The sequence below is a fragment of the Lacinutrix sp. 5H-3-7-4 genome (assembly GCF_000211855.2).
Lineage (GTDB): Bacteria > Bacteroidota > Bacteroidia > Flavobacteriales > Flavobacteriaceae > Lacinutrix.
In genome coordinates this window covers 1339167-1352420 of sequence record NC_015638.1, presented here as the reverse complement: position 1 = coordinate 1352420, position 13254 = coordinate 1339167, and the positions used below count along the sequence as shown (strand labels likewise).

13 protein-coding genes are annotated in these 13254 nt (G+C 30.3%); 7 read left to right on the top strand and 6 right to left on the bottom strand.

The genetic code is table 11. The features are described from left to right. Positions 1 to 70 precede the first annotated feature (70 nt). Positions 71 to 1024 carry a DUF3078 domain-containing protein gene (locus LACAL_RS05895; RefSeq protein ID WP_013869798.1) on the top strand — a complete coding sequence of 318 codons (954 nt, stop codon included), beginning with the start codon at positions 71 to 73 and terminating at the stop codon, positions 1022 to 1024. An 83-nt stretch (positions 1025 to 1107) separates the two neighbouring features. After that, positions 1108 to 1602 (top strand): DUF6265 family protein, encoded by a 495-nt coding sequence (locus tag LACAL_RS05890; RefSeq protein WP_013869797.1) that lies wholly within the window; start codon positions 1108 to 1110, stop codon positions 1600 to 1602. A gap of 18 nt (positions 1603 to 1620) precedes the next feature. On the opposite strand, the gene LACAL_RS05885 is transcribed toward LACAL_RS05890, so the two are convergent. Continuing rightward, complete coding sequence (locus LACAL_RS05885; RefSeq protein WP_013869796.1) at positions 1621 to 3882, bottom strand: transglycosylase domain-containing protein; 2262 nt, start codon at positions 3880 to 3882, stop codon at positions 1621 to 1623. 208 nt (positions 3883 to 4090) lie between these two features. Further along, positions 4091 to 5320, bottom strand: a complete 1230-nt coding sequence (gene hflX, locus LACAL_RS05880; protein ID WP_013869795.1) for a GTPase HflX — start codon at positions 5318 to 5320, stop codon at positions 4091 to 4093. Positions 5321 to 5399: 79 nt separating this feature from the next. Between hflX and LACAL_RS05875 the strand changes: the two genes are divergently transcribed. Further along, positions 5400 to 6365: an endonuclease/exonuclease/phosphatase family protein gene (locus LACAL_RS05875; RefSeq protein ID WP_013869794.1), complete on the top strand. Its 966-nt coding sequence runs from the start codon at positions 5400 to 5402 to the stop codon at positions 6363 to 6365. 46 nt (positions 6366 to 6411) lie between these two features. Here LACAL_RS05875 and LACAL_RS05870 read toward each other — a convergent pair whose 3' ends face one another. After that, on the bottom strand, positions 6412 to 6747 hold the full coding sequence (locus LACAL_RS05870; protein ID WP_013869793.1) for a single-stranded DNA-binding protein: 336 nt from the start codon (positions 6745 to 6747) through the stop codon (positions 6412 to 6414). Positions 6748 to 6947: 200 nt separating this feature from the next. Between LACAL_RS05870 and LACAL_RS05865 the strand changes: the two genes are divergently transcribed. The 4 genes from LACAL_RS05865 to LACAL_RS05850 are packed head-to-tail and all read left to right on the top strand — an operon-like array spanning position 6948 to position 9691. Then, entirely contained in the window at positions 6948 to 7499 is a 552-nt protein-coding gene (locus LACAL_RS05865) for a GNAT family N-acetyltransferase (protein WP_013869792.1), read from the top strand. Continuing rightward, positions 7480 to 7827 carry a hypothetical protein gene (locus LACAL_RS05860; RefSeq protein ID WP_013869791.1) on the top strand — a complete coding sequence of 116 codons (348 nt, stop codon included), beginning with the start codon at positions 7480 to 7482 and terminating at the stop codon, positions 7825 to 7827. Before LACAL_RS05865 ends, LACAL_RS05860 begins: the two co-directional genes overlap by 20 nt. 3 nt (positions 7828 to 7830) lie before the next feature. Continuing rightward, positions 7831 to 8952 (top strand): DUF2891 domain-containing protein, encoded by a 1122-nt coding sequence (locus tag LACAL_RS05855; protein WP_013869790.1) that lies wholly within the window; start codon positions 7831 to 7833, stop codon positions 8950 to 8952. A 49-nt stretch (positions 8953 to 9001) separates the two neighbouring features. Next, positions 9002 to 9691 carry a GIDE domain-containing protein gene (locus LACAL_RS05850; protein ID WP_013869789.1) on the top strand — a complete coding sequence of 230 codons (690 nt, stop codon included), beginning with the start codon at positions 9002 to 9004 and terminating at the stop codon, positions 9689 to 9691. A gap of 1 nt (position 9692) precedes the next feature. Here the strand turns inward: LACAL_RS05850 and LACAL_RS05845 are convergent, their stop codons facing one another. The 3 genes from LACAL_RS05845 to LACAL_RS05835 form a co-directional block, all read right to left on the bottom strand. Further along, entirely contained in the window at positions 9693 to 10166 is a 474-nt protein-coding gene (locus LACAL_RS05845; RefSeq protein WP_013869788.1) for a CBS domain-containing protein, read from the bottom strand. A 142-nt stretch (positions 10167 to 10308) separates the two neighbouring features. Then, on the bottom strand, positions 10309 to 12255 hold the full coding sequence (locus tag LACAL_RS05840) for an OmpA family protein (RefSeq protein WP_013869787.1): 1947 nt from the start codon (positions 12253 to 12255) through the stop codon (positions 10309 to 10311). Positions 12256 to 12272: 17 nt separating this feature from the next. Then, positions 12273 to 13217, bottom strand: coding sequence for a type IX secretion system membrane protein PorP/SprF (locus LACAL_RS05835; RefSeq protein WP_013869786.1), 945 nt, complete (start codon positions 13215 to 13217; stop codon positions 12273 to 12275). Positions 13218 to 13254 lie beyond the last annotated feature (37 nt).

Here is a 13254-nt window from a genome sequence, read left to right as displayed (position 1 = left end):
TAGCTACAGTAATTTTAGCTATTATTTCTATTTCTACTACTTTTACAACATAAAATTTTTAAGATTTAAAATGAAAAAACTTTTATTATTACTAGCGTTATCTATTGGAACATTTACAATTAACGCACAGACAAAAGAAGAGCTTAAAGCTCAAAAAGCAGAAAAACAAGCCGAAGCAGATAAATTTCAAGCTGAAGCAAATGCATTACAAGCTCAAATAGATGCACTTCCAGGATGGAGAACAGGTGCTTTTGGTACTATAGGTGGTAGTTATTCAGAGTTTAGCAATTGGTATACTCAAGATGCTCCAAACAACTCATCGGCTAACTTAGGTTTTACCGTAAATGGTTTTGCAAACTTAAAGCAAGAAAAATTCTTCTGGAGAAATGCTGCTAATATAAATCTTGCTTGGGTAAAACTAGACGATAAAGACGACCCAACAGATAGCGACAAATTTAGAGAAGCTCAAGATGTTTTTAATATTTCATCTTTATATGGAAGAAACATTTCTAAAACATTTGCTGTTTCTGGTTTAGCAGAATACAGAACTACAATATTAAACAACTTTAATGACCCTGGATATTTAGATCTTGGTGTTGGTGCTACTTGGAATCCTACAAAAAACTTATTTGTAGTTATTCACCCATTAAACTACAACTTTGTATTTTCTAAAGACGATACTATATTCGATTCTTCTTTAGGAGCTAAAATTGTTGCAGATTATACAGCACAAATTGGAGCAATAAGCTTTAAATCTAACTTCTCTACTTTCCAAAGCTATAAAAGCGGAGACTTATCAAACTTTACATGGATAAACTCTTTCTCTTATACTTTATGGAATAAAATTGGAGTTGGATTTGATTTTGGTTTAAGAAGCAACAAACAGGAAGCATTAAATTTTGCTACTTCAGAGTACAATAATTTAACTGAAACAGAACAACTACTTACTCCTGCTCCAACATTTGGAAACATTGATAACAAATTACAAACTTATTATGTATTTGGTTTAAGCTACAATTTATAAGCTTTCAAAATACTTAAATATAAAACGCGTTTCTTTTTAGAAACGCGTTTTTTTGTACTTTTCTGTTTTTAAGACATTTAAAAATGAAAAAAGTATTGCTACTATATTTAGTTCTAGTTTTTATTTCTTGTAAAAAAGAAGAAAAACAAACAGAAGTAACAACAAAGAACTACGAAAAAATTGAAGAATTACAATGGCTTGTTGGTAGTTGGACAAATATTACTGAAGAAAAACAATCTTTTGAAAATTGGCATAAAACAAACGATAGTACTTTAAAAGCGCACAGCTATACTATTGTAGAAAACGATACCGTTTTTGCCGAGCGTGTAACATTACAACAGCTTGATAGTACTGTAGCTTTTACGGTTGTAGCTTATAACCAAAATGATAATAAGCCTGTAACTTTTAGGCTGAAACCTACTAATAATGGTATTTTTACTTTCGAGAATTTAAAACATGATTTTCCTTCAAAAATATCTTACTCAAATCCTGTAAAAGATTCTATACATGCTTGGATTGAAGGTAAAATGGACAAAGAACCTATAACCGTAGATTTTTATTATAAAAGAGCGAAATAAAGTTTATAAATAATAAAATTAATCTTTTTTATTAAATTTTCGTTCGTTTTTCTTTTTACCAAATAAGCGTTTTAAGAAACCATCACGTTTTTCATCTTCACAGTTTAAAGCATCAATAACATCTGGTGAAGGATTTTCAAAATTACTTTTTGTTATTGAATTATAATTTGAATCTAAATTTAATTTCTGATAAAATTTAGCAAAAATTGGCAATGCTGAATTTGCGCCTTGCCCTAATCCTGTGGTTTTAAAACCAATATTATAATTATCGTTACCAACCCAATTTACAGTCACCAAATTTGGTGTTACACCTACAAACCAACCATCTTTATTATCTTGAGTGGTTCCTGTTTTACCTGCAATATTATTTTTTAAGTTATATGTTGAACGAAGTCTTGCCGCTGTTCCTGAGTTTACAGTAGATTTCATTATTTGTAACATAACTTGCCTTGTGTTATCACTATAAGCTTTTGTTGTGTTTTCTTCTGGTTTAAAAGACACAATTTCTACTCCGTTTTTATCTTCAATTTTAGTAATAAAATAAGGCTTAACCGGTTTACTATTGTTTACATAACTGGCATAAGCGCCGGCAAGTTCTTTTATATTAATTTCTGCTACACCCAAAGCTAAAGATGGTTCTTTAGGTAAGTCTTTTGTAATACTTAATTTTTTAGCTTGCTGCAAAACATTATCTATTCCTACTTCATTTAAAACCTTAACTGCAATGGTATTCATAGACTGGCTTAAGGCAGTTTCTAAGTTGTAGTTAATATGTGGATCTTCGTCTTTGCTTCCAGAATTGGTTGGTGTCCAGTTTTTATAATCTGTATAAGTAATGGCTTTTGGCGAAAAATAAGTACACGGTTTCATACCGTTTTCTATAGCTGCAGTGTATACAAATGGCTTAAAGGTTGAACCTACTTGACGTTCACTTTGCGAAACATGATCGTATTTAAAAAATCTATAATCTGTACCACCAACATAGGTTCTTACTGCTCCAGTTTTAGGATCTAAAGCAATCATACCTGTATTTAAAAATTTTAAATAATGTTGTAAACTATCTATTGTAGATACTTGTTTTTTTGTAACACCATCCCAACTAAATAATTCTACTTCATGTTTTACAGAAAGCGAGTCTATAATTTGATTTTTTTCTAAACCTAATGCTTCATATTTTTTATATTCTGGCAACGTTTTTAAAGCGCTCTCAATTATTGTTTTATTTGTTTTCCAAGGTGCATTATTACCGTATGAAGCTTCGTAAGCTTTTTGCAGTTTTGTTAAGTGAGATTGCATAGCTTCTTCCGCATACTTTTGCATTTGTTGATCTAATGTTGTGTGAACTATTAAACCATCGTTATACAAATCGTAAGGTTCGCCATTTGGCTTTTTATAATTGGCCAAAATTACGCTTAATTCTTTTTTTAATTGTGCTCTAAAATAAGGTGCTAAACCTAAATCGTGGTTAAAAGACTGATAGTCTAAAATTAAAGAATCTTGCTTTGCTTTGTTTAATTCTGCTTCTTTTAAAAAATTGTATTTAAACATTTGATGTAGTACTACATCACGACGTTTTTGGCTATTTTCTAAATTTCGCCTGGGATTATAATAGCTGTTTGCTTTTAAACTACCTACTAATGTTGCCGCTTGCGACACTGTTAAATTACTTGTAGATACATTAAAAAATTTGCGCGATGCGCTTTCTATTCCATATGTGTTGTCTGGAAATGGAACAGTATTAAGATACAGTGTAAGTATTTCTTTTTTAGAGTAAATTTCCTCTATTCGTTTAGCAACAATAGATTCTTTTATTTTATTAATTACTGTACTAAAGGCAAAGTGATTATCTCTTCCAAATAGATTTTTTGCTAATTGTAAAGTTATTGTACTACCGCCACCTGAGGATTGGTCTTGAAATAATATTGTTTTAAAAAATACGCGTAATAAACTAACATTATCTACACCATCATGCTCATAAAATCTTACATCTTCTGTTGCTATTAAGGCATTTAGAAGGTGTTTAGGGAATTCTTGGTATGTTAGTGGCTGCCTATCGTAAATATAATATTTACCAATAAGTGTGCTGTCTTTATCTAAAACTTGGGTTGCTTCGGCCTGTTTTAAATTTGTTAGCGCTGCAGTATTTGGTAATTTTCCAAAGGCTCCAAAATAGATACTTAGGTAAAAAATAATAGCTAAAATTAAGGCTATTACACCTGCTGCTAAGCATTTTTTTACCCATTTATTTTTTAGTACTGAATTTATTTTTTGTTTTATCATGAATATTTATAACGTGAAAATAACTTGCTTTATTTAGATACGGTATTATATATAATGTTGGTTCTAATTATATTAAAAAAAGCACTTCGTTTATTAGAAGTGCTTTTTTTGCGTTAAGGATAGTAGTGGCATCCTTTTTTTTGCTGCCATATATGGCAAAAAAAAGATATAACGTATAGCCTGACCTTTAGGTAACGCCCTTATTAATTTATTCTTCTTCTCCCATGTTTTCATAATCGTAATCTGGATATAGAAAATGATTATATGGGAAACGTGTAATGTGTATTTGTCTTACCTCATCGTAAACACGTTTTTTAAAGTCTTCTAAATTTTTCTTGTTTAATGCGGAAATAAATAATGCATTATCCTCACCAACTCGATTCATCCAAGTTCTTTTCCACTCGGCAAGACTGTAATGTTCTTCGGTTCTTTCAGCAATTAAATCTGTTTCATCGTATGGTTTGGCTTGATAAGCATCAATTTTATTAAAAACCATTATTGTTGGCTTATTGCTACTATCTATTTCACCAAGAATTTTGTTTACAGATGCAATATGATCTTCAAAATTAGGATGTGAAATATCTACCACATGTAGTAATAAATCTGCCTCACGAACCTCATCTAAAGTACTTTTAAAACTCTCTACTAATTGTGTAGGTAGTTTACGTATAAAACCTACTGTATCGCTTAATAAAAATGGTAGGTTTTGTATTACTACTTTTCTAACTGTAGTATCTAAAGTTGCAAAAAGCTTGTTTTCTGCAAATACTTTACTTTTACTAATGGTATTCATTAAGGTAGATTTACCTACGTTGGTATACCCAACTAAAGCGACACGAACCATTTTACCTCGATTACCGCGTTGCACAGACATTTGTTTGTCTATTGTTTTAATTTTTGCTTTTAATAGTGCAATACGGTCACGAACTATACGTCTATCTGTTTCAATTTCTGTTTCTCCAGGTCCACGCATACCTATACCACCTTTTTGTCTTTCAAGGTGTGTCCACATTCCTTTTAGTCGCGGTAATAAATATTCAAATTGTGCTAATTCTACTTGTGTTCTTGCCGCACTGGTTTGTGCTCGTTGTGCAAAAATATCTAATATTAAATTTGTTCTGTCTAATACTTTACAGTTTAATATTTTAGAGATATTACGTTCTTGAGCAGCAGACAACTCATCATCAAAAATTGCAGTACTAATATTATTAGCTTCAATATACTGGCGAACATCTTCCATTTTTCCTGTACCAATAAAGGTTTTAGGATTAGGCATATCCATTTTTTGTGTAAAACGTTTTTTTACATCTCCACCGGCTGTGTAAGTTAAAAACTCCAACTCATCTAAATATTCTTTAGAGCGTTCTTCGTCCTGATCTTTAGTAATAATTCCTATTAGAACAGCACTTTCTAATTCTACATCTTTCTTTTCTAACATAAATTTATTTTAAAACACAAAGTTAATCAATTGAAAGCAGATTAAATTTGCTATTTTTAACTCTATCAAATCTAAAAAATTGAAATTAAACTTCTTTAAATCTAAAAGAAAAAGACACTGTATCGCTTTTTATAATATTGAAAACCTTTTTGATGTTTATGATGATGAGTTAACACGAGACAGTGATATGACTCCTAATTCTGAAAAAAAATGGAGTATAAAACGTTACAATAATAAACTACGAAAAATTGGTTACGTTATTTCTAATATTGGAAAAAAAGATGTTAATAGACATCCTGCAATTGTTGGTTTAGCCGAAATTGAAAACGAAGCTGTTTTAAAAGATTTAGTAAACTCTAAGCACCTTAAGGCATATAATTACGATTTTGTACATTATGATTCTCCAGATGAGCGAGGTATTGATGTTGCTTTACTTTACGATGAGTCTGTGTTTAAAGTTGCCTATTCTAAATCTTATACTCTAGATTTAGTAGACGATTTGGGTGTAGTAGATTTAACAAGAGATATATTATTAGTTAGTGGTTTATTTGAAGGCTTAGAGTTACATGTACTTGTTAACCATTGGCCATCTCGACGATCTGGTGATGTGGAAACTGAATATAAACGTATGAAAGCGTCACAAAAAGTAACCGAAATAATAACAGAATTAAAAGAAAAAAACAGTGAAGCTAAAATAATTGTAATGGGCGATTTTAACGATGATCCTTCTAGTAAAAGTATAAAATCTCTAGAGCTTAGTCATGGTTTGTTTAACCCAATGCGAACACTTTTGTCTCGAGATCGCGGTACAACTAGCCATAACCAAAGATGGAATTTATTTGATCAAGTTTTAATTACTCACAATTTTTTTGAACGTAAAAAAAATGCCTTAAGATTTGTGAATGCTAATATTTTTGATGAAGATTTTTTAAAAGAACGCGACAGCAAATATAAAGGTTCTCCTTATAGAACGTATGTTGGCAAACGCTACAAAGGTGGTTATAGTGACCATTTTCCTGTGTATTTAATACTCTCTAAAAAATAAAAAAAGGCTCACTTAAGTGAGCCTTTTTTTGTTATGTTTTATATGCTTATTTATTTCCAAGCATTAATAACTCGTTACATACAACCTCTGTTATATAACGTTTCATACCATCTTTATCTTCCCAACTTCTTGTTGTAAGTTTACCTTCTATAGCAACTTCTTTTCCTTTTGTTACATACTTCTCTATAATTTGTGCTGTTTTTCCCCAAGCAACAACATTGTGCCATTGCGTATCGGTGATTTTTTCACCATTAGCATTCTTATAGCTATCGTTTGTTGCGATAGAAAATTTAGCTAACATTTTTCCTGATTCTAAATTGATAATTTCTGGATCTTGACCTAAGTTACCAATTAACTGTACTTTGTTTTTAAGCGTGTTCATAATTTTTAATTTTTCGTGTTAAACAGTTAATACCATCGAGTTCTTATGTTTCGACACTGCAAAGATCTTGTAGAAGTAAAAAGTTATTCGGTATTTACGTATTTAATGTCGGTTGTAAGCGTTTGTTGTCGTTTGTAAACGATTAATTAGTATCTTACACTACTGATTTTCAAAACACTGTTTAAACAAACACAAATAAAATGAGTACACACATAGAAACCCAAAGGCTAATTTTAAGAGAAATAAGAGCTACAGATTTAGATGGTATGTTTGAGTTGGACTCCAACCCAAATGTACATGTATACTTAGGTAAAAAACCTATTAAAACTAAAGCAGAGGCACAAGAAAATATAAATAAAATTATAAATCAATATCAAACTCGTGGTATTGGAAGATTTGCTGTTATAGAAAAAGCTTCAAATGAATTTATTGGTTGGTCTGGATTAAAATTTAATACAGGAGAGCAAGAAACATTAGGTGATAAAAGAGACTTTTACGATGTTGGCTATAGATTAATAGAACGTTTCTGGAACAAAGGTTATGCCTTTGAAACTGCAATCGCCTCATTAGAATATGGATTCAACACAATGAATTTAGACACCATAGTAGGTGCTGCAGAAACAGGAAATATAGCATCTAATAAAATACTAAAAAAAATAGGCTTAAATTATATTGAGCAATTTCCTTTTGAAAACGAGATGATTAATTGGTACGAACTAAATAAAAACAATTATGCAAAAAAAATGCCCTGAATGTGGTGACAAAATTGTTGGCAGAATCGATAAAAAATTCTGTAGTGATGGCTGTCGAAATGCATTTAATAATAAAATTAATAAAGATGGAAAAAACTTAATAAGAAATATTAATAACCGTTTAAGAAAAAACTGGAGAATATTAGAAAACTTGAATCCAGAGCAAAAAACCAAAACCACAAAAACTAAACTTATAGAAAAAGGGTTCGATTTTAATTACTTTACAAGTATTTATACTACCAAAGCTGGTACTGTTTATTACTTTGTTTATGATCAAGGTTATTTACCATTAGAAAACGATTTTTTTGCTTTAGTAAAACGAAAATAACTCATGAAAAATTTTATATTACTCTTCATTCTACCTTTTATAATTTTTAGCTGTAATAGCAAAAAACAAGAACCATTAAAAAAAGAAACTAAAAAACAAGACACTACAAAAGTACTCGCTAAGACTGTAGTGTTTAACCAAGACAAAGCTAATTATCTCTATCACTTTGCCTATAATTGTATTGACCAAGAATACCCAAATAAACTAAACCAAGTAATTGGAGATGCTTCTTATTTAAAAACACCACAAGAGCTACATCCTGCTTTTTATGGCTGTTTTGATTGGCATTCCTCTGTTCATGGACATTGGACCTTAGTAAACTTATTAATTGAGTTTCCCGAATTTGAACATAAAGAAGCCATATTAAAAAAATTAGCAGCCAATATCACTAAACAAAATATTGAAAAAGAAGTCGCTTATTTTAACGATGTGCATAACAAAACTTTTGAACGCACCTATGGTTGGGCATGGTTATTAAAACTTGCCGAAAGCTTAAACGAGTATGAAACTGAAAACGGTAAAAAAATGGCGAAAGATTTAGCGCCATTAACAAAACTTATTGAAGATAAATTTATAATTTTTTTAGAAAAAATTAATTACCCTATAAGAGTTGGAGAACATCCAAATACAGCATTTGGGATGTCTTTTGCTTTAGATTATGCAAAAAAATATAATAAAACCTTAGAAACAGTTATAAAAAAGAAAGCGAAAGATTTTTATTATACAGATGAAAATTGCCCGCTAAGTTGGGAGCCTGGTGGTTTTGACTTTTTATCTCCTTGTTTGGAAGAAGCTGCTTTAATGCTAAAAGTTTTACCTGAAGAAGAATATAATATTTGGCTAAGTAAATTTATGCCTGGATTCACTACAAATCCTTCGCAGCATATATTTCCTGTTGAAGTTGTAGATAAAACCGATGGTAAAATGGCACATCTTGATGGTTTAAATTTTAGCCGTGCTTGGTGTTTATTCGAAATAGGAAAAGCACTAAATAATAATAAAATGATTGCTCTTGCAAACACACATTTTAATGCAAGTTATAATAAAATGGATTCTGGAGCTTATGCTGGCTCACATTGGTTAGCCTCATTTGCTGCTTACGCTTTAAAAGCAGGAAAAGAGTAAGCGTAACTTATTATAAAAAAATACTACATATAAATAAAACCTTAACCAAATGCACCAACTTATACTGATTGGAATAGGTATTAGCATTGTAGCTGCAATTATTTATTTAATTTACTATTATAGCGCTAGTACTATTATTTTAAGGACGCTAAAAAAACTACCATACCAGCGCGTTGGTAGTTTAAGAACGCATAGCTTTTCTAAAATTGAAGGAAAAGCTTTAAATATAGAATCTCCTTTAAATGCTCCACTAAGCAAACGTCCTTGTGTTTTTTATAAAATGAAAATTGAAAAAAAGGTAAAAAGAGGAAAATCTTCACATTGGAAAACTTTAGTTTACGAAGAAGAAATTCAAGATTTTTTTATTGAACAAAATGGTGAACGTGTAGTTGTATTTCCTAAAAAAGCACCACAGAATTATCACGAATATTTAATTACAGATAAAACGGTACGTATTGGTACTTTTGGCACATCGAGCCCGGAATTTATAGAGCTTTTAAATGCTTATAATATAGAATCTAAAGGCGTATTTGGTTTTACAAAAAGCTTTCGATATACTGAAGCCATTGTAGAAGTAGGAGAAAGAATTGTAGTTGCTGGAAATATTAAATGGATGGATTTAGAAAACCCTATAGCAGATTATAATTATTCTAGTATAGCCTCAATAATTGGAAGTGCAAAAAGCAAAATTATTATTACAGATACTCCTGATGCACATAAACCAAAACGTAAATTATAAACTATTTCCAGTTTTGCTGTTTTAATTGCATAGCAGCTTTTAATATGTCTTTTTGGCTTATTTGACCTACCAGTTTACCATCTTCAACTATTGGAAAACGCCTTCTTTTAGAATCTAAAAACTGTTTTGCTGCATCAAAAACATTTAAATTACCATCTATCGTTTCAACATTAGTTACCATGTGTTTTTCTATAGAATCATTTTCCATAGGCATATTATAATATCTACTATCGCTTATTTGTTTAATACAATCTCCTTCAGAGATTATACCTATTAATTCATTACGTTCGTTCACTACAGGACCACCAGAAATTTTGTGTTTAATTAAAGCGCTTACAACTTCTTCTACAGATTGTGTTGCTTTAAATGTTATTAATTCGCGTGACATAAAATCACTTACTTTAAAGTTAGACTGTGTGTTATTATTGTTTTGTTGCGTGGCTTTTCTTGCACCTTGAAAACTTTTTATTCCCATAATAAGAGTATTTAATATTAAACTAAAGTTACTTATTTTAAGGCACTTATCCTAAAATGAAAATCTATTTATAGATTTATAAAGTTAGTTTCACAAAAAAAGCCTTTGAAAATCAAAGGCTTTATTCTTGAAATTTTTTTCTTTATTTTACTATTATAAACTCACTACGCCTATTTAATTGGTGTTCAGATTCACTACAAGGTACACCATCACCGCATCTGTTTCTTAACTGTAACTCGCCGTAACCTTTACCTGTTAATCTAGCTCTATTAATGCCTCCTACGTTTACCAAATAATCTATAGTTGCTTGAGCTCTTCGGTTGGACAAATCTAAGTTATATTCACTTGTATTACGACTGTCTGTATGTGACCTAACATCTATTTTAATATTTGAATAAACATTCATAAAATCTATTATTTTACGTAATTCTACTTCGGCATCTTGCCTAATGTAATGTTTGTCTAGATCAAAATATATTATATTTATTCCTAATAAAGGTCCTATATCTGTTCCTAACGGAGCAGGAAGTTCCTGTTCTTTTTTCATGAATAAAGTACGCTCTACTACACCTGTTCTATTTGGTGTATTAAATACTTTTTCTGCGGGCAAGTAGGTTTCTTTTGTAGACCTAATAGAATAGGTTTTAGAACAATCTAAAACAAAATTAAAATTACCACTTACTCCTGTTGTTTTTTCGTTAATAACATTGTTATTTTCATCTAATAAGTATACAGTTGAATTTGGTATTGGCTGGTCGGTTATTGCATTTAAAACAGTTCCATTAATAGATTGTTCGCATTTAGTTATTAATGGTTTTATACTTTTAAAACTATAAATATCATCATCTCCCATACCTCCAGATCTGTTTGATGCAAAATAGCCTATTCCTGTTGTACTATTTATAATAAATGTGAAATCATCATTTGGACCGTTTATAGGTCTTCCTAGATTAAATACTTCTCCTATTTTATTTTGTTCAAGGTTTGATACAAAAACATCTAACCCTCCTAAACCTATGTGACCATCTGATGCAAAGTATAATTTATTGTCTTTGCTTATAAACGGAAATGTTTCTCGTCCTTCTGTATTAATTTTATTACCTAGACTTTCTATCTTACCAAATATGCTGTCTTTTATTTCTACTTTATATAAATCTGAGAGTCCTTTTGTTCCTGGCATATCACTGGCAAAATAAAGTGTTTTCTCGTCTGGACTTAGTGCTGGATGTGCTACAGAATACTCGTCGCTATTAAATGGTAATTCTTGTATATTCCATTTTGTTGTTTCGGTATGCTCTCTTTTTGCTCTATACAGTTTTAGCTTGTTTGTGCCATCTTTATCTTCTTTGTAATCTTCATTAGTATAGTTGTTTCTAGTAAAATACATTGTTAAACCGTCATTTGTAAATACTGCTGTAGATTCATGATATATAGAATTAATATCTGAATTAAATTTAATGGTATTTGTGTTTTTTTCGTCGAAAGTGTTTAACTTATAAAGATCTAAAAAAGGTTGCTCATTCCAATCGTGAACTCTTTTAGTAACTCCTCTATTATTTCTGTTTGAAGAAAAAATAATGTTTCCTTTATAAAAAGAAGGTGCAAAGTCTGAAAGTTCTGAATTAAAATTAACATTTATTAATTCAAATCTTCCTGATTGTAATTCTATTTCTTCAAGGTAATTTCTTTCATTAATAAATAAATTCGCTCTGTAATCTTCGCCTTTGGTCTCGTAAAATTTTTCCATTATACGGTCTGAAGCAAGATATTTTTCGTCACTTTTTAAAGATAAAGCATAACGATAAATGTATTCTGGCTCAACAGTAGTTGAATATTCAAAAAGTTGCCCATACCATTTGGCTGCATTTTTATAATCTGCATTAAAATAATAAGAATCTCCAAGGTTTTTTAATAACAAATCTGATGTGAAACCGTTATTAGCTGCTTTTAAATATGACTCTCTGGCGTCTATATATGCTAATTGCTCAAATTCTTTATTACCTTCTTTGGCTGCGTTTTTTTCCTGAGCCATTAAGATATTTACTGAAAGAAAAAATAAGCTAAAATAAATTGTAATTATATTTTTCATAATTAATTTTCTTTTGATTAGAAGAATCTTGGAGAGATCATTCGGTTATTTCTTTTAAACAATTCGAATCTTAAAAAGATCTCATAAGATCCATCATTAAATTGTTTTAATTCTGTAGTTTCTCTATCGTATGCTAAACCTAACATTAACTTATCTGATATTTGAAAGCCTGCCATAGCACTCAATGCAGCACTCCATCTGTATGCTACTCCTAAGGTTAATTTCTCTTTAAGTAAAAAATTTGCTGAAAGGTCTAATTGCAATGGAGCTCCTTCTACTATTTTAAATAATGTTGCTGGTTTAAACTTAATATCGTCTGTTAAATCAAATGTTTTACCTGCCATTACATAAAGGTTTATTTTTTCTTTAGCAGTAGCAAATGAGTTATTATTTGCTGCATTTTCATCAAAATGTTCTGTTTCTAAAATATTAGGAGCACTTAGTCCTAAATAAAACTTATTAGTATAATAATACACACCTAAACCTAATTGTGGAGAAAATTTATTATCTACATTAATTTCTGCTTGTGAGTCTCCTTGATTAAAAGCTCCCGTGTTTAATTTATTTGTATCTATATTTAAAAAATGACCTCCACCTTTTATCCCAAAGGCTAATTTTGCATCATCCTTTAAGTCTAAAGTATAACTAAATGATAAGTCTATATAGGTTTCGCTTGTAATAAATATTTCATCTTGAGTGATATTTAGTCCCAATCCTACTTTCTCTCCAACTGGAGAATGCAAAGAAGCAGTAAAAGTGTCTGGTGCTCCATCTAAACCTACCCATTGTGTTCTATATAAACCAACAAAACTTAAAACATCTCTTGATCCTGCATAAGCTGGATTTACACTTAATGTATTGTACATATATTGTGTGTATTGAGCATCTTGTTGGCTATGACTTTTATTAGATATTAGGACTAATGTAAGTGAAGCTAAAATAACTATAAAGTAATTTTTCATTTGTTTTATAAGTTTTAACCAGCAGCTTTATAAAACT

Coding starts and splice junctions, on each gene's coding strand:
- LACAL_RS05865 (WP_013869792.1), top strand. CDS start 6,948: ATGAGTACACACATAGAAACCCAAAGGCTAATTTTAAGAGAAATAAGA.
- LACAL_RS05845 (WP_013869788.1), bottom strand. CDS start 10,166: ATGGGAATAAAAAGTTTTCAAGGTGCAAGAAAAGCCACGCAACAAAAC.
- LACAL_RS05895 (WP_013869798.1), top strand. CDS start 71: ATGAAAAAACTTTTATTATTACTAGCGTTATCTATTGGAACATTTACA.
- LACAL_RS05850 (WP_013869789.1), top strand. CDS start 9,002: ATGCACCAACTTATACTGATTGGAATAGGTATTAGCATTGTAGCTGCA.
- LACAL_RS05860 (WP_013869791.1), top strand. CDS start 7,480: ATGCAAAAAAAATGCCCTGAATGTGGTGACAAAATTGTTGGCAGAATC.
- LACAL_RS05870 (WP_013869793.1), bottom strand. CDS start 6,747: ATGAACACGCTTAAAAACAAAGTACAGTTAATTGGTAACTTAGGTCAA.
- LACAL_RS05885 (WP_013869796.1), bottom strand. CDS start 3,882: ATGATAAAACAAAAAATAAATTCAGTACTAAAAAATAAATGGGTAAAA.
- hflX (WP_013869795.1), bottom strand. CDS start 5,320: ATGTTAGAAAAGAAAGATGTAGAATTAGAAAGTGCTGTTCTAATAGGA.
- LACAL_RS05855 (WP_013869790.1), top strand. CDS start 7,831: ATGAAAAATTTTATATTACTCTTCATTCTACCTTTTATAATTTTTAGC.
- LACAL_RS05835 (WP_013869786.1), bottom strand. CDS start 13,217: ATGAAAAATTACTTTATAGTTATTTTAGCTTCACTTACATTAGTCCTA.
- LACAL_RS05840 (WP_013869787.1), bottom strand. CDS start 12,255: ATGAAAAATATAATTACAATTTATTTTAGCTTATTTTTTCTTTCAGTA.
- LACAL_RS05890 (WP_013869797.1), top strand. CDS start 1,108: ATGAAAAAAGTATTGCTACTATATTTAGTTCTAGTTTTTATTTCTTGT.